We start from the raw sequence: 15,411 nt of genomic DNA, 5'->3' as shown, positions 1-15,411 counted from the left end.
CTGGATGAGCGAAGCTTAATCAGTGGTTTCGGCCGGCCAGTCGCGGATATACGCTTTCAGCATCTGGTTTTCAAAGCTTTGCGCTTCGAGCACGGCGCGCGCCACGTCGTAGAAGGAAATGACGCCCAGCAAGGTCTTGGCGTTCATGACGGGCAGGTAGCGCGCGTGTTTTTCCAGCATGATGCGGCGCACTTCGTTGACTTCCGTATCCGGGGTCACGGTGATCGGGTGGTCATCCATGTGCTTGCGCACGGTGCCGCCGCCGATCTGGCCCGCGTTTTCATGCAGCGCGTTGAGTACTTCGCGGAAGGTCAGCATGCCGACCAGGTCGCCAAATTCCATGACCACCAGCGAACCGATGTCCTTTTCAGCCATGGTATTGGCCGCGTCAAGCAGGGGCTGGTCAGGCGTGACCGTGTAGAGGATATTGCCCTTGACTTGGAGAATTTCAGATACTTTCATATTGGCCGTCCTGTCCGCGTGATTGGTATTTTAGTTATTCTAGCCCTTACTGCGACTGTAGCCTATGCCTGCGGAAAAATCCAGCCTTGCGCGCAATCAAATCGAGGGGGATTGCGCGCACCTTTTCGTTACGCTCTGCGGCGGAACCAGCCGGCGATGGACAGGCGTTCGCGCGCTGTCGGCAACACTTCGTGCAGCATCTCGCCCGACATGAACATGGCCATGCGTCCCGCTTGCGGCAAGACGTCCACCACGGGCCCGCCTTGCGGGTGCAGGCGCAGGGCGCCGCCGTGCTCTGGCAGCCAGTCGTCGTTCAGGTACAGCACGACGGACACGGTGCGCTTGTCGTCATCGCGGAAACGGTCCAGATGGGCACGGTAAAAGGCGCCCGGTGCATACAGGGCGAAATGGCTTTCGTACTCTTCCAGCCCCAGGAACAGCTCGCGGTTGAGCACGCAGCGCAGCGCTTCCATGTGTTCCAGGTAGCGGTCGCATGCCGCTGAGCGGCCCGTTTCCAGCCATTCGATATGGTCGCCGCGGATGTCCGGCTGCAGCAGCGGTGCATGGCCGCTGCCCACGCCGGCCCCCTTCATCTTGCCGCTGAGCATGGATTGCACGCATTCGGCGGCCAACTGGCGGCTCAGTTCAGGGGAGATGAAATGCTCTTGCATGAGCCAGCCTGCGTGGCACAGGCCGTCGACGATAGAAGGTCCGGGTACGGCAAGGGCGCCGTCGAACGATATTGCGGGCATAAAATCTTTCCTGGTGGACATGCGATGAGAGTTCGCCTGAAGCCCAGGATTTCGCTGGAACGTAGCGGCCTTCCCTGCGGCGCGGCGCACGCGCACAAGTCAAACAGCCCGAATATCGCTGATCCGGTATCCTACCACCGCCGCACCGTGCCGGTCACTTTTTTTACACTGCAGGTTACACGCGCGGCCCGCCAGCACGGCGCCATGCGCCCTGCACAGGAGCCCTTTTGCTCAGCTGCAAATCAGGTTACGATCTTGCCACTATAAAACTTGGCGGAGACACCATGAGCGGCCCGAAATACCCCGGTTTCGATACTTTATCCCTGCATGCGGGCGCGGCGCCCGACCCGGCCACGGGCGCGCGCGCCACGCCCATCCATTTCACGTCCTCGTTTGCCTTCAAGAGTTCGGAACACGCGGCTTCGCTGTTCAATATGGAGCGGGCCGGCCACGTGTACTCGCGCATCTCGAATCCCACCAATGCCGTGCTGGAAGAGCGCATCGCCGCCCTCGAAGGGGGCGTGGCCGGCATCGCCACGGCCAGCGGCCAGGCCGCCATGCACCTTGGCTTATGTACCATCGCGGGCGCCGGATCGCACGTCGTGGCCTCGCGCGCCCTGTACGGCGGCTCGCACAACCTGCTGGCCTACACCTTGAAACGCTTCGGCATCGAGACGACCTTCGTCGACCCGCGCGACGTGGACGCCTGGCGCGCCGCCATCCGGCCCTCTACCCGCGTGCTGTTTGCGGAAACCCTGGGCAATCCCGGCCTCGACGTGCTGAACATCCCCCAGATTGCCTCCCTGGCGCACGAACACCAGCTGCCGCTGATGCTCGATTCGACGTTTACCACCCCGTATCTGCTGCGCCCCTTCGAGCATGGCGCCGACCTGGTGTTCCACTCGGCCACCAAATTCCTGTGCGGGCATGGCACGGCCATCGGCGGCTTGCTCGTCGATGGCGGCACCTTCGACTGGCAGGCGGCATACGACAAGACGGGGCGTTTCGCCGAACTGTGCGAGCCGTATGACGGCTTCCATGGCATGGTCTTCGCCGAGGAATCGACGGTGGCGCCGTTCGCCCTGCGCGCGCGGCGCGAAGGCTTGCGCGATTTCGGCGCCGTCATGAGCCCGCACAATGCCTTCGCCATCCTGCAAGGCATCGAAACCCTGGGCTTGCGCATGGATCGCCACGTGGCCAACACGCGCAAGGTGATCGATTTTCTGCTGGCCAATCCAGCCGTCGAATCCGTGTCCTACCCCGAACTGCCGTCGCATCCCGACTATGAGCTGGCGAAAACCCTGCTGCCGAAAGGCGCGGGCGGCGTCTTCACCTTCAGGCTGCGCGGCGACCGCGCGGCCGGCCAGCGCTTTGTCGACAGCCTGAAGATCTTCTCGCACCTGGCCAACGTGGGCGACGCCAAGTCGCTCGTCATCCACCCCGCCTCCACCACGCATTTCCGCGTGCCCGACGATCAACTCGAACAGGCGGGCATCACGCAGGGCACCATGCGTCTGTCAGTCGGCCTGGAAGACGCGGATGATTTGATCGAAGACCTGGCCCGTGGCCTGAAACTGTCGCAGAAAGGCGCCTGAGATGCTGCTCACCATCGAGAACACCACGGCTTACTGCTACACGGGCGGCAAACCATTCAACCCGGGCCAGCCGACGGCCGTCTTCATCCACGGCGCGCAGAATGACCATTCCGTGTGGGCCCTGCAGACGCGCTATTTTGCCCACCACGGCTGGAACGTGCTGGCCGTCGATTTGCCGGGCCACGGCCGCAGCCTGGGCGCGGCGAAAACCACGGTGGAAGAGCTGGCGCGCTGGATACTGGCCGTGCTGGATGCGGCCGGCGCGGCCAGGGCCATGCTGATCGGCCACAGCATGGGTTCATTGATCGCGCTGGAAGCAGCATTCCTGGCGCCCGGGCGTGTCAGCCACCTGGCCATGCTGGGCTCCACCTACCCGATGAAGGTCTCGCCGGCCCTTCTGGAAACGTCACTCAACGATGAACAGGCAGCCATCGACATGGTCAATATCTGGTCGCACTCGTCGATCGCGCAAAAGCCGTCGTTCCCCGGCCCCGGCTTTTATGCCATGGGCGGCGCGCGGCGTCTGAAACAGCGCATCGCCGCCCTCAACCCCGATCACGTGTTTCACACGGATTTTTTCGCCTGCAATGCCTACGCGAACGGCGAAATCGCCGCCGCTTCGGTACACTGCCCGACTTTATTTATTTTTGGCGCGCGCGACATGATGACGCCGCCCAAATCGACCCGCTTGCTCACGTCTGCCATCGCGCATGGCACGGTGGTGCAGGTCGACAGCGGGCACGAATTGATGGCCGAGCAGCCGGACGCCGTGCTCGACGCGCTGTTTGCGTTTGCGCAAACGGCAGCAGCATAAGCACCCGCCACGCGGACTTTTTTAGGATAGACGAATGATGTTGTTGAATACCCTGCACGATGAATTGACTGGCCGCGGCAGCGGCACGGAAGCGGAGCGGCACGAACGCTATAAATGGCTGGAACAGCTGCGCTTCACTAACCCGCTGGCGGACGAAGGCGGTCCCATGGCCGGCATTCCATACTACCAATGGTGCCGGCTGCCGCAGGCGCTCGTCGTGGCGGGCCAGCACACGGATCTGCTGGTCGGCACCACGAGCTCCCAGTACCTGGTCTTCGAGGGCCGCCACGCGGCAGCCTTCGCGGCCGAACTGGACTTGCAATACGACGCCAACAACCGCATCGACCGCCCCGGCGGCCTCGACGAACTGCTCGACGCCTATGAAGAGCAGGAGGACGGCAGCTGGGCGACCTTGCCGAATGAACCGCCAGCGGCACCGCTGGCCGGCTGGGACGATGTGTACTTCCGCGTGCGCGACCTGAGCGACGGCAGGACCATCCAGAGCGTGACCACCATCGCCTACGAGAGCAGCCGCTTCCCTGGCTACACCCTGCTGGGCACGACCTTTGTGGGCGTCGGCGCCATCGTCCACGACGACGAAACGGCGCAGTATATGCAGCAAATCTTCGCCGACTGGGCCATCCAGCGCGAATGCGCCGCCACCTGCCCGGTTTCATCCACGCCCTGGCCCCACGCGCCGCGCCAGGTGCCGCCCGCCCCGTTCGACTTTAGCCGCAATCTCGCTTACCTCGACGCCCTGCTGGCCGCCTACGGGCGCGCGCAGGCGCAGGCGGAAATCGATGGCGGCGATGATGCCTACTGGGCGTGCGCCGCCGCCAGCACGGCTTACCAGGTCTTCTCGCTGCGCTACACGGCAGGCTTGCCCTTGCCTGACGTGGAACCGGCGCTGGAAGCGGCCGTCGCCGCCTGCGAAACGGCACGCGCCGCCCTGGCCGCAGCCTACGATGACGATGCCTTGCCCGCCTTTGATTTCGAACAATTGACGGATTACGCGCGCACCCTGCAGTTGCTGGGCGCGACCCTGCTGTTCGGCCGCCACGACCTGGCTGCCCGCCTGGCCGCCCTGCAGACGGCCTTCGATGGCGAAGACGCCGTGTACGAGGCGCTGCTGTCCGCCGTTGATCCCCAGCGTCCCGCCGTCGACGAATGGTATTTCGCAGAACCCTATTCAGCCCTGTTCGAGTGCCTGGATGCGGACGATGCCGCGCAGCAGCTGGAACACCTGCGGCAGTACCTGGCCAGCTGGCATGGCGCGCTGGTGCGCGAAGACTGGTTCAACGGCCATTTGCGTGCACACGGCCTGGGCGGCTACTACGGCTTGTGGGCCTTCGAAGCGGCTGCCGCGGCCAAACAGCTGGGCCTCGATCGCAGCGCGCTGGCGCACTGGGTCATGCCGCCAGCGCCCTGAATCCCCCGTTCACTTTTAGACAAATATCAATGATCAATACCGCAGCCCTGTTCAGCACCGCATTTTTACCCGGCCAGGCCGGCTTCGACACCGAGACGATCACGGGCCTGGCCGAATGGCGGCTGGACGTACCTACGCTGTTCAAACTGCTCATCGGCGCCGGTACGCAAGCTGTCGCCTGGCCCATCTATGGCGATGGCGAAGACTGCGCCTGCGTGCTGGCCGCGCCGATGGCGCAGGCGCAGGCCAGCTGGCAAGCCTTGTCCGCGCTGATGGGCAGGCCGCGCGACGCGGCCGCCATCGTCGCGCGCAGCGCCATCAGCGCCCTGCTGGCGAGCGGCCAGCCATGGCTGATCCTCGACTGCGTGCAGCTGATCCCGCACGATATCGGCACGCCGGAATACGCGGCCGGGCTCGAGGCCTTGCGCGCCGAGGCGCAAGCCTTGCACGCTGCCCTGCTGCGCGGCGAGCGGGAAGCGCTGGCGCCTCTGCTGGCCGCCGGCGCCGCATCGCCCGCCACCGGTTACTGGTCGGCCACGGCCGTCGCGCAGCTGGCCGATGTCGAGGAACTGGGCACGGACGAACTGCCTTTCCTGCAAGGCCTGGAAGTGGTGGGATGGGAGGAAGATGTGCTGTGCCATGAAGTGAGCGCCGCCGGCGAACCGGACGTTACCGGCCTGGTCACGCCCTATGGCCGCTGGATCGTGCCGCTGTCGCAGCGCTATGTGGACCTGGGTGTGTACTATGCGGACGATGGCTGGATCACCTTTGCCACGGCGGACGCCCCCGATGCGCACGGCGTGCTGGACCTCAACGGCACGGTGGTGCTGCCGCCCGCCCCCGGCGCCCTGTATGTGATCAGCCCCCATCTGTTGCAGCAGATCGATGCGGACGGCGCCAGCCGCTTGCTGCACCTGCCCGACGGTGCGCTGCTCATCGACAGGGTGGATAACGTGTGCCAGCGCGAAGATGGCTTGATCGACATCGAGCGCCAGACAGACCAGACAGACGATGACGCCAAGCGCAATGTGCACGGCGTGCTCGACAAGACGGGCAAGGTCGTGGTGCCGCCCGCCTACAGCTCCGTGCAGGATTTTGGCACGAAGAAAAAAATCGCCATCGTCAGCCAGCGCATCGCCGGGCGCTTCCTGTTTGGCCTGGTCAATAGCCAGGGCGAGCTGCTGGCGCCCTGCCAGTATGAAGCCATCGATTGCGCCACCACCTCGTCGCCGCCCAAGCTGCGCAAGAACCTGATCTTCGCCATCGACGCGCAGGGGCTGGCCTGCATGCTGACGCTCGATGGAAAACAAGCCTTCACGCCCCTGTATCCGCCCGCCCACCATTTGCGCGGCGTGGCCGTGCAAAGCGACTTTTTATATGTCGTCAAGGATGGCATGGCCTGGAGCATGGATTTCACGGGCCAGTTGCTGGAACAGTTCGACACCATGGAAAACTTCAAGGCGGCGATCACGGCCCAGTTGAGCGAGTCTATCGGCCTGGGCAAGAAAAATCCCGAGAAGAAGCCCGCCAAGCGCCGCAGCTTCACACCCGCGCAAATCATGGCCAAGGCGGACCGCGAGCAGTTGCGCAGCATGGCCGCCCTGCTCTTGCAAGGCGATGCGGAACTGGCCGCGCGTTGCGTGGACATCACTTTGGAAGAGCTGGCGCAGGACGATCCGGAAGAGGAATACGAAGGCGACTCGCCCGAGGCGGCCTGTTTCTTCCTGCTCTGGTCCACGGCCTCCCACACGCAGGGCCACGGCACCACCCTGGACTGGAAAGCCGTCGATGAAGTGCCCCGCATAGCCCAGCATATCGAGCTGCCCGCGCTGCAGGACTTCCGCTGGAAGGAACGCGAGGATGGCGATGCGATGGCCGAGGGCCTGGCCGCCATCGCCGCCCACCTGGCGCCGCACCAGCTGCGCCTGGTCAACATGCACGGCGGCGAAGACACGTATTATCTGGGCGTGGTGCGGGCGCAGGATGCGGCGGCGTTCAGCAAGGTGGCGCTGCAGGCGGCTTTGCGGCCCGTGCTGCTGTGATTTTTACAAGACAAGGAATCCATGCACGCGAAAAAATTCATCGATGATGTCGTCGCATCCAATGCGTCGCTGCTGGCGCTATATGCGCAGGGAAGCGAGGGACAGACCCGGCTTGGCGCCCTGCTCGACGGGCTGGCACTGGCCGAGGGCCAGCGCCAGCAAATCCTGGCCCTGATCAAGCTGGCGATCGATGACGCGACGTACCAGCTGGTGTGCGGCATCGAGGGCAGCGCCTCGCTCGGCGATAGCCAGCAGGATTACACGCTGCTCGACGAAGAGGGCAATACGCTGACGGGCGCGCTCGATGCCCTGCTGTACGAGCGGCTCAACCCCTGATTGCCCGTCAGGCGCAGCGCACGTCCCCAAAATGCTGGGCCAAGGTCAAGCCCAGCCCCTGCTCCACGGCGTTTTCCACCTGTGCCGCCAGGGCGGCCGCTTCTTCGGCCGCCTTGATGTCGCGTTCATTCGTCGAGCCGGCCGGGTAGCCGGAGTTCACGCGCATGCCGCCGAAGACGAACAGGCGGTAGACATCGGCCAGGCTGATGCGGCTGACGTTGCCCAGCAAGACCCAGTGGTCGGAACTGTCGGCCACGCGCTTGCCCCACTGGACCCGCACGGCGCCATCCACGTTCACTCGTCCCACCCAGCCCTGCTGCACCATCTTGTCGAGCAGGGTTTCCATCTCTTCGAAGCCCAGGCGCGTGCTGCGGCGAATTTCCGCCGCGCCCACCAGGGCCGAATCGGCGCAGTGACAGGCCTGGTGCAGCACCTTCAGGATGGCGACCGCGTCGACGAATTCACTGCCCGGCGCCGCCTCGTACCACCAGCGTTCATATTTCACGACGGGCAAGGCTGCCACCAGCAAGGCGCCCACCAGGGTGATCATCCAGCTCAGGTAAATCCATACGAGGAACAGCGGCAAGGCGGCCAGTGCGCCGTAGATGCGCGAATACGTGGGGAATTCCTGGATGAATTCGCCGAAGCCCCGCTTGGCCACCTCGAACGCCAGCGCCGCCAGCAAGCCGCCCCAGGCCGCATCGCGCCAGTCCACGTCGCGGTTCGGCACGGCGATGTACAGCAAGGTAAACGCCAGCATGGTCAGGCCGATCGACACCAGGGTATAAAACACGGCGCCGAGGAATGGCACGGCGCCCACCACGCCGCTGGTGGCCATGAAGAGGCGCGAGGTCACCGTCAGCGACACGCCCACCAGCAGCGGCCCCAGGGTGACGATGGCCCAGTAAACCAGCAGACGCTTGGTCCAGCGGCGCTCCTGGCGCACGCGCCAGATGCGGTTGAAGACGCGTTCGATCAAGCCCATCATGCCCACCGACGTGACGATCAGCGCGCCCGCGCCGATGGCCGACAGGCGCGTGGCCTTCGAGGCGAACGTGGTCAGATAATCGAGGATGGTGTTCGATATGCCCTTGGGCATCACGCTTTGCACGAAATAATCTTCCAGCGCATGGCGGAAGGTATTGAATAGCGGGAAAGTGGTGAAGATGGCCAGGGCCAGGGTGAGCAGCGGCACCAGCGCGAACACGGTGGCGAATGTCAGGCTGCCGGCCACTTGCGGCAGGCTTTCCTCGCGCACGCGGCGGCGCGCGAACTGCAGCAGGTCGCGCGTTTCGGACCAGGTCAGGCCGCGCACGACGGCCAGCCCGATGCTCAGGGCGCGCCACAGGTATTGGAAGAACGGGAATATATATTTTGAAAACATGTGCAAAATCAGAACGGCGCCATGACAGCAGTCGTATCAGGCTGTAAAGCGCCCTATAATACCAATGATGAAGCCAACCAATCTGATTATTCTCGTATTGTTTTATTCACGCCATGGCGCCACGCGCCAGTTGGCCGAGCTGATAGCCCAGGGAGTGGAAAGCGTGCCGGGCTGCGATGCGCGCCTGCGCACCGTGCCCGCCGTCTCGACGGTGACGGAGGCGACGGCGCCGGAAGTGCCGCTTGACGGCGCACCCTACGTGGAACTGGAAGACTTGCAGGAGTGCGCAGGCCTGGCCCTGGGTTCGCCCACGCGCTTCGGCAACATGGCCGCCGCCATGAAGTACTTCTGGGACGGCACGGCCAGCGACTGGCTGGCCGGCAGCCTGTCCGGCAAGCCCGCCTGCGTGTTCACGTCCACGGGCAGCCTGCATGGCGGCCAGGAATCGACCCTGCTGTCGATGATGATCCCCCTTTTCCACCACGGCATGCTGGTCATGGGCCTGCCCTACACGCATCCCGAACTGATGACAACATCGACTGGCGGCTCGCCTTATGGCGCCACACACTGGTCGGGAATCGATGGCGACAAGGCCTTGAGCGAGGATGAAAAACGCCTGGCCATCGCCCTGGGCCGGCGCCTGGCGGAAAACGCCGCGAAACTGGCAGGCGCATGATGCACGGCGCACTGCACAAATATTTTCACTGGGGCGCCATCGCCAGCCTCGTCACCCTGATCGTCTGGTGCGTGCTGTGGGAAACCGTCGTCGCACCGCTGCAGCCGGGCGGCTCCTGGGTCGTCCTGAAGGCGGCGCCCCTGCTCATTCCCCTGTACGGCGTCATCAAGCGCGACGTCTACACCCTGCAATGGTCGTCGATGGTGATCCTGCTGTACTTCACGGAAGGCGTGGTGCGCGGCTACAGCGACACGAACCCCACCTCGGCCCTGATGGCCTGGGGCGAAGCGGCCATCGTCTGCATCTATTTTGTCTGCGCCGTGCTGTATCTGCGCCCGTATAAAAAGGCGGCCAAGCGCATGGCCAGGGAACTGCTGGAAAAAGTGACGAAAGTGAGCATCAAGAAATGACTGACCAAACAGATTTTCTCGCCGCCTGCCGCGACCTGCTCGGTGACGCCTACGTACTCACCCTGGACGCCGACACGGCGCCCTTCCTCACCGACTGGCGCGACAGGTTTACGGGCAAGGCCCTGGCCGTGCTGCGCCCCGCCACGGTGGAGCAGGTGGCCGGCGTGCTGCGCGCCTGCGCGCAATGGCAGATTCCCGTCGTGCCGCAAGGCGGCAACACGGGCCTGGTCCTGGGCAGCATCCCGGACGCCGCTGGCACGGCCGTCGTGCTGTCGCTGGCGCGTTTGAACAGCATCCGCGCGCTCGATCCCGTCAACCGCACCATCACGGTGGACGCGGGCTGCATTTTGCAAACCATCCAGGAAGCGGCCAGCGCCGCCGGCTGTCTGTTCCCCCTGTCGCTGGCGGCCGAGGGCAGTTGCACCATCGGCGGCAACCTGGCGACGAACGCAGGCGGCACGGCCGTGCTGCGCTACGGCAATACGCGCGAGCTGTGCCTGGGCCTGGAAGTGGTTACGCCGCAAGGCGAAATCTGGAGCGGCTTGCGCGGCTTGCGCAAGGACAATACCGGCTACGATTTGCGCGACCTGTACATCGGCGCCGAAGGCACCTTGGGGGTCATTACCGGCGCGGTGATGAAACTGTACCCGCAGCCGAAAGCGTGCATCACGGCGCTGGCCGCCATGCCCTCGCCCGCCCACGCCCTGCGTTTATTAAGCCTGATGCAGGACCATTGCGGCGCCAGCCTGACGGGTTTTGAATTGATGTCGCAATACTGTTTGCAACTGGTGGCGGAGCAATTCCCGCAGCTGCCGCGTCCTTTCGCCGAGGCGCATGGCCAATATGTGCTGCTCGAATTATCGAGCAGCCAGTCCGAGGCGCACGCCGTCGAATTGCTGGAAGCGAGCATCGGCGCGGCGCTGGAAGATGAGTTGATCGAGGACGCCGTCGTCGCCAGTTCCGTGGCGCAGTCCGAGGGACTATGGCAGCTGCGCGAACACATCCCGCTGGCGCAGGCGCAGGCGGGCAAGAACATCAAGCACGATATCTCGCTGCCGATTTCCTGCATCGCCGATTTCATCAGCGTCACGGATGCCGCATTGGCAACGGCCTTCCCCGGCTGCCAGCTCGTGTGCTTCGGCCACCTGGGTGACGGCAACTTGCATTACAACGTGGCGCCGCCCGCCGGCATGACGGACCGTGACTTCCTGGCCAACCAGGATGCCATCAACCGTATCGTGCACGACCAGGTCCACGCATTTGGTGGTTCCATCTCGGCCGAACACGGTATCGGCGCTCTGAAAAAGGACGACCTGGCGCGTTATAAATCGCCGCTGGAACTGCAGCTGATGCGCGCCGTGAAGCAGGCGCTGGACCCGCAGAACATCATGAATCCGGGGAAGATATTGTGAAGTCGCCATCCATCCTGCTCTGCGCCATGGCCTTGCTGGCCGGTTCCACCAGTGCGCAGGACGTCTACAAATGCGTGAAGGATGGCCAGACCAGCTATAGCGCCACGCCATGCACGGGCGGCCAGCTGCAAATCCTGGAGGTGCCCGCACCGCCGCCTGCCGTCGACAAGGGCGCGGCCACGCGCCAGGAGCGGGTGGCGAGCCAGCTGGAAGCGGCACGCAAGAAACAGGAAAAACTGGAAGACCAGGCGCGCGAGCGGGCCGCCAAGCAGCTTGAGGCGCGCGACAAGCACTGCGCGCAGCTGCGCCTGGAACAAAAATGGGCGGCGCAGGACGCCGTCGGCGCGGGCGACAAGAACCGCGATGCGGCCCAATTGAAAGCGCGGCGCGCCGGCGAACGCCTGGCCGTCGAATGCTTGAATTGAGTGCGCCGGCAGCAAATCCCGCGGGCACGCGCCTGCTGTCGCGCTGGCTGCTGCTGGGCGAATGGCGCGCGCATCCCGTGCGCGCCCTCGTCGCCATCCTCGCCATCGCCATCGGCGTGTCGCTGGGCTTTGCCATCCATCTGATCAACGCGGCCGCCTTCAACGAATTTTCCACGGCCGTCAAAAGCCTGTCCGGCCAGGCCGATGTGCAGGTGGCGGGGCGCGAAGCGCTGTTCGACGAATCCATCTACCCGTGGCTGGCGCAGCGCGACGGCGTGGCCGTCGCTTCACCCGTGCTGGAACTGCAAGCCACGGTGGCCGGGAAGAAGGACGGCGGCCCGCTGCATATCCTGGCGCTCGACGTCTTTCGCGCCGGCTTCATCTCGCCCGACCTGATCGGCGCACCCGCCGAAGGCCTGCCTTTCGACACCCTGGCCGACGACGCCGTCTTTCTGTCGCCAGCCGCCTTGCGCTGGCTGGCTGTCGCCGAAGGCGGCCAGGTGGCCCTGCAATCGGGCACGGGCACGGTAGCGCTGCGCGTGGCCGGTTCGCTGCAGCGGGCGCGCGCCGGCCAGCGCATCGCCGTGATGGATATCGGCGCGGCGCAGTGGCGCTTCAACAAACTGGGCAAGCTGTCGCGCATCGACTTGAAACTGCGCCAGGGCGTGAACCGCGACGCCTTCCAGGCGGATCTCGCGCGCACACTGGAAGCGCAGTATCCGGGCCGTTTCCAGGTGGGCCAGCCGAATGACGAAAACCAGAATAGCCGCAACAATAACCTCAGCCGCGCCTACAGGGTCAACCTGACGGTGCTGGCCCTCGTCGCCCTGTTCACAGGCGCCTTTTTGGTCTTTTCCACGCAGGCGCTGTCCGTCATCCGCCGCCGCGGACAGTTCGCGCTGCTGCGCGTGCTGGGCATGGAACGGGGCACACTGCTGCGCCAGGTGCTACTGGAAGGCGCCAGCCTCGGTATCATCGGCGCGGCGCTGGGCATCGCCGGCGGTTATGTCATGGCGGCCGTCGCCCTGCGCTTCTTCGGCGGCGACCTGGGCGCAGGCTATTTCGCGGGCGTGCAGCCGCAGGTGCAGTTCACGCCCGTCGCCGCCTTCGTGTATTTTGCCCTGGGCCTCGGTGTCGCCTTGCTGGGTTGCGCCGCGCCCGCGCTGGAAGCGGCGCGCGCGGCCCCCGCCATCGCCCTGAAATCGGGCAGCGAAGAAGTGGTGACGACGCGCCTGGCCAAGACGTGGCCCGCGCTGGCTTGTCTGCTGCTGGCCGGTGCATTGACACTCCTGCCGCCCGTGTTCGAGCTGCCCCTGTTCGGCTACTTGTCCATCGCCCTGCTGCTGATCGGCGCCATCGCCCTGATGCCGCAGCTGGCCGCCGTCGTCTTCCGCTGCCTGCAGCGCGCCTGGCTGCGCATAGACACCAGCGCGCACGCGCCCGTGCGCAGCCTGACCCTGGCCCGCCTGGCGAACGCCTCGGGCCAGGCCGGCATCGCCCTCGGTGGCGTGCTGTCGAGCTTTAGCCTGATGGTGGCAATGGCCATCATGGTGTCGAGTTTCCGCGTTTCCGTCGACGACTGGCTGCTGCAGATCTTGCCGGCCGACGTGTATGCGCGCACGACCGCCAGCGCTGGCACGGCAGGCTTGAATCCGCGCGAACAGGCCAGCATCACCGCCCTGCCCGAGGTGGCCAGGGTGGATTTCCAGCGCGTGCGTTCGCTGTCGCTGGCGCCTGACCGCCCGAACGTGGCGCTGCTGGCGCGCCCCGTCAACCTGGCCGATCCGGGCAAGAGCATGGTGCTGGTGGGCGACACGCTGCCCGTGCCAGCGGGCGCGAAACCAGTCTGGCTGTCCGAAGCGGCGGCCGACCTGTACAACGTCAAACCGGGCCAGCAGATCGCCCTGCCGCTGGCGGGCGGCCTGCACACCTTCTTTGTCGCCGGCATCTGGCGCGACTACGCGCGCTCGTCCGGCGCCATCCAGATGCCGCTGGACGACTACCGCGCGCTGACGGGCGACCTCGATGTCAGCGATGCGGCCCTGTGGCTGGCCAAGGATGCCACGGGCGACGCGCTGCAGCAACGCCTGAAAGCGCTGCCGTTTGGCGCCAGCCTGGAAGTGTCGAATCCTTCGACCATCCGCGCCCTGAGCCTGCAGATTTTCGACCGCAGCTTCGCCGTCACGTATCTGCTGGAAGCCATCGCCATCGTCATCGGCCTGTTCGGCGTGGCGGCCACGTTCTCGGCGCAAACCCTGGCGCGCGCCCGCGAATTCGGCATGCTGCGCCACGTGGGCGTGACGCGCGGGCAGATCTTGTCCATCCTGGCGCTCGAAGGCGGCGCGCTGACGGCGCTGGGCATCGCCACCGGTTTTATCCTCGGCCTGTTGATCAGCTTTGTGCTCGTCTTCATCGTCAATCCGCAATCGTTCCACTGGACCATGCAGCTGCACCTGCCGTGGCCCTTGATCGCCACCGTGGCAGCAGCCCTGTTGACGGCGGCCGCCCTCACAGCCCTCATCGCGGGCCGCCAAGCCCTGTCCGCTGGCCCCATCCGCGCCGTCAGGGAGGACTGGTAATGCGTCGTTTGACTCTTTTACTCGCGTTCTGCAGCGCCGCCGCCATCGCCGCGCCGCCCGCCTTCGCCCCCGTCACGCCGCTGCCGGCCGGCCAGACCCTGCGCCTGCCGCACGACTTCGGCGCCCATCCCGCGTACAAAACGGAATGGTGGTACGCCACGGGCTGGGTAAAAACCGCCGGCGGCGAGCAACTGGGCTACCAGGTGACCTTCTTTCGCAGCGCCACGGCCACCGATGCGGACAACCCCAGCGCCTTTGCGCCCAAGCAGCTGATCATCGGCCATGCGGCCCTGTCCGACCCGAAGGTGGGCAAGCTGCTGCACGACGAGAAAAGCGCGCGCGAGGGCTTCGGCCTGGCCTACGCCAAGGTGGGCAACACGGACGTGAAGCTCGATGACTGGCGCATGCAGCGGCAGGCGGACGGCAGCTACCGGGTCAGCCTGGCCGCGCGCGAATTCAACTTGCAGCTGACCCTCGCCCCTACGCAGCCCGTGCTGCTGCAGGGCGAAGGCGGCTACTCGCGCAAGGGCGCGCGGCCCGCGCAATCGAGTTACTACTACAGCGAGCCGCAGCTTGCCACCCGCGGCACGATCGCGCGCGCGGGCGGCAAGCCGGAAGCCGTGACGGGCACCACCTGGCTCGATCACGAGTGGTCCAGCCAGGTGCTCGATGCGGACGCCAGCGGCTGGAACTGGATAGGCGCCAACCTCGACGACGGCGGCGCCCTGATGGCCTTCCAGATCCGCAGCAAGACAGGTGCTAAACTATGGGCGCACGCGACATGGCGCGATGCGTCCGGTAAGATGACGCAGTTCGCGCCCGGCGACGTCGATTTCACGCCCACGCAGCTGTGGCGCTCGCCCCGCACGCAGGCCGAATACCCGGTCGCCACCGAGATCCGCACGGGCGCCACGCGCTGGCACATCAAGCCTTTGCAGCCGGACCAGGAACTCGATTCGCGCCGCTCGACGGGCGCCGTGTACTGGGAAGGCGCCGTGACGGTGGAGCGCGACGGCCAGCCGGTCGGCCGCGCCTACCTGGAAATGACGGGCTACGTGCAGCCGATGAAGTTATAAGCAGTACAAAATACAGTAA

General features: G+C 65.4%; 14 protein-coding genes. 11 read left to right on the top strand and 3 right to left on the bottom strand.

Annotated features, from left to right (window positions below; translation table 11 throughout):
- Positions 1-15: 15 nt before the first annotated feature.
- Positions 16-462 carry a CBS domain-containing protein gene (locus SJI03_RS08785; RefSeq protein WP_010398828.1) on the bottom strand — a complete coding sequence of 149 codons (447 nt, stop codon included), beginning with the start codon at positions 460-462 and terminating at the stop codon, positions 16-18.
- A 128-nt stretch (positions 463-590) separates the two neighbouring features.
- Complete coding sequence (locus SJI03_RS08780; protein ID WP_099377407.1) at positions 591-1,214, bottom strand: 2OG-Fe(II) oxygenase; 624 nt, start codon at positions 1,212-1,214, stop codon at positions 591-593.
- A 284-nt stretch (positions 1,215-1,498) separates the two neighbouring features.
- Between SJI03_RS08780 and SJI03_RS08775 the strand changes: the two genes are divergently transcribed.
- Genes SJI03_RS08775 through SJI03_RS08755 form a run of 5 tightly spaced genes read left to right on the top strand, consistent with a single transcriptional unit; the run spans position 1,499 to position 7,430 of the window.
- Entirely contained in the window at positions 1,499-2,809 is a 1,311-nt protein-coding gene (locus tag SJI03_RS08775; RefSeq protein ID WP_322426861.1) for an O-acetylhomoserine aminocarboxypropyltransferase, read from the top strand.
- 1 nt (position 2,810) lies between these two features.
- Positions 2,811-3,623: an alpha/beta hydrolase gene (locus tag SJI03_RS08770; RefSeq protein ID WP_322426860.1), complete on the top strand. Its 813-nt coding sequence runs from the start codon at positions 2,811-2,813 to the stop codon at positions 3,621-3,623.
- 34 nt (positions 3,624-3,657) lie between these two features.
- Positions 3,658-5,052 carry a PoNe immunity protein domain-containing protein gene (locus tag SJI03_RS08765; RefSeq protein WP_322426859.1) on the top strand — a complete coding sequence of 465 codons (1,395 nt, stop codon included), beginning with the start codon at positions 3,658-3,660 and terminating at the stop codon, positions 5,050-5,052.
- 29 nt (positions 5,053-5,081) lie between these two features.
- Complete coding sequence (locus tag SJI03_RS08760) at positions 5,082-7,094, top strand: WG repeat-containing protein (protein ID WP_322426858.1); 2,013 nt, start codon at positions 5,082-5,084, stop codon at positions 7,092-7,094.
- A gap of 21 nt (positions 7,095-7,115) precedes the next feature.
- On the top strand, positions 7,116-7,430 hold the full coding sequence (locus SJI03_RS08755) for a hypothetical protein (protein WP_322426857.1): 315 nt from the start codon (positions 7,116-7,118) through the stop codon (positions 7,428-7,430).
- A gap of 7 nt (positions 7,431-7,437) precedes the next feature.
- On the opposite strand, the gene SJI03_RS08750 is transcribed toward SJI03_RS08755, so the two are convergent.
- Positions 7,438-8,814, bottom strand: coding sequence for a YihY family inner membrane protein (locus tag SJI03_RS08750; protein ID WP_099377413.1), 1,377 nt, complete (start codon positions 8,812-8,814; stop codon positions 7,438-7,440).
- Positions 8,815-8,881: 67 nt separating this feature from the next.
- Between SJI03_RS08750 and wrbA the strand changes: the two genes are divergently transcribed.
- The 6 genes from wrbA to SJI03_RS08720 are packed head-to-tail and all read left to right on the top strand — an operon-like array spanning position 8,882 to position 15,392.
- Positions 8,882-9,490 (top strand): NAD(P)H:quinone oxidoreductase, encoded by a 609-nt coding sequence (wrbA, locus tag SJI03_RS08745; protein ID WP_099377573.1) that lies wholly within the window; start codon positions 8,882-8,884, stop codon positions 9,488-9,490.
- Positions 9,490-9,900, top strand: coding sequence for a DUF2069 domain-containing protein (locus SJI03_RS08740; RefSeq protein WP_416208736.1), 411 nt, complete (start codon positions 9,490-9,492; stop codon positions 9,898-9,900). Before wrbA ends, SJI03_RS08740 begins: the two co-directional genes overlap by 1 nt.
- The gene (locus SJI03_RS08735) at positions 9,897-11,312 is read left to right on the top strand and encodes an FAD-binding oxidoreductase (RefSeq protein WP_322426855.1); all 1,416 of its coding nucleotides are present in this window, start codon (positions 9,897-9,899) and stop codon (positions 11,310-11,312) included. The genes SJI03_RS08740 and SJI03_RS08735 overlap by 4 nt, the downstream gene beginning before the upstream one ends.
- A complete protein-coding gene (locus SJI03_RS08730) occupies positions 11,309-11,737 on the top strand; it encodes a DUF4124 domain-containing protein (protein WP_322426854.1) in 429 nt (142 codons plus the stop codon). Before SJI03_RS08735 ends, SJI03_RS08730 begins: the two co-directional genes overlap by 4 nt.
- Positions 11,725-14,316, top strand: coding sequence for an FtsX-like permease family protein (locus SJI03_RS08725; RefSeq protein WP_322426853.1), 2,592 nt, complete (start codon positions 11,725-11,727; stop codon positions 14,314-14,316). The genes SJI03_RS08730 and SJI03_RS08725 overlap by 13 nt, the downstream gene beginning before the upstream one ends.
- Entirely contained in the window at positions 14,316-15,392 is a 1,077-nt protein-coding gene (locus SJI03_RS08720) for a carotenoid 1,2-hydratase (protein WP_322426852.1), read from the top strand. Before SJI03_RS08725 ends, SJI03_RS08720 begins: the two co-directional genes overlap by 1 nt.
- Positions 15,393-15,411: the final 19 nt, after the last annotated feature.

The sequence above is a fragment of the Janthinobacterium sp. GMG1 genome (assembly GCF_034427795.1).
Classification (GTDB): domain Bacteria; phylum Pseudomonadota; class Gammaproteobacteria; order Burkholderiales; family Burkholderiaceae_D; genus Janthinobacterium.
Note: the sequence above shows the minus strand (reverse complement) of the source record. Positions and strands in the feature narration are given on the sequence as shown.

Excerpts from the sequence above, each read along its gene's own strand:
- SJI03_RS08755 (WP_322426857.1), top strand. The coding sequence starts at position 7,116 with ATGCACGCGAAAAAATTCATCGATGATGTCGTCGCATCCAATGCGTCG.
- wrbA (WP_099377573.1), top strand. The coding sequence starts at position 8,882 with ATGAAGCCAACCAATCTGATTATTCTCGTATTGTTTTATTCACGCCAT.
- SJI03_RS08775 (WP_322426861.1), top strand. The coding sequence starts at position 1,499 with ATGAGCGGCCCGAAATACCCCGGTTTCGATACTTTATCCCTGCATGCG.
- SJI03_RS08740 (WP_416208736.1), top strand. The coding sequence starts at position 9,490 with ATGCACGGCGCACTGCACAAATATTTTCACTGGGGCGCCATCGCCAGC.
- SJI03_RS08760 (WP_322426858.1), top strand. The coding sequence starts at position 5,082 with ATGATCAATACCGCAGCCCTGTTCAGCACCGCATTTTTACCCGGCCAG.
- SJI03_RS08770 (WP_322426860.1), top strand. The coding sequence starts at position 2,811 with ATGCTGCTCACCATCGAGAACACCACGGCTTACTGCTACACGGGCGGC.
- SJI03_RS08725 (WP_322426853.1), top strand. The coding sequence starts at position 11,725 with ATGCTTGAATTGAGTGCGCCGGCAGCAAATCCCGCGGGCACGCGCCTG.
- SJI03_RS08785 (WP_010398828.1), bottom strand. The coding sequence starts at position 462 with ATGAAAGTATCTGAAATTCTCCAAGTCAAGGGCAATATCCTCTACACG.
- SJI03_RS08735 (WP_322426855.1), top strand. The coding sequence starts at position 9,897 with ATGACTGACCAAACAGATTTTCTCGCCGCCTGCCGCGACCTGCTCGGT.
- SJI03_RS08765 (WP_322426859.1), top strand. The coding sequence starts at position 3,658 with ATGATGTTGTTGAATACCCTGCACGATGAATTGACTGGCCGCGGCAGC.
- SJI03_RS08780 (WP_099377407.1), bottom strand. The coding sequence starts at position 1,214 with ATGCCCGCAATATCGTTCGACGGCGCCCTTGCCGTACCCGGACCTTCT.
- SJI03_RS08720 (WP_322426852.1), top strand. The coding sequence starts at position 14,316 with ATGCGTCGTTTGACTCTTTTACTCGCGTTCTGCAGCGCCGCCGCCATC.
- SJI03_RS08750 (WP_099377413.1), bottom strand. The coding sequence starts at position 8,814 with ATGTTTTCAAAATATATATTCCCGTTCTTCCAATACCTGTGGCGCGCC.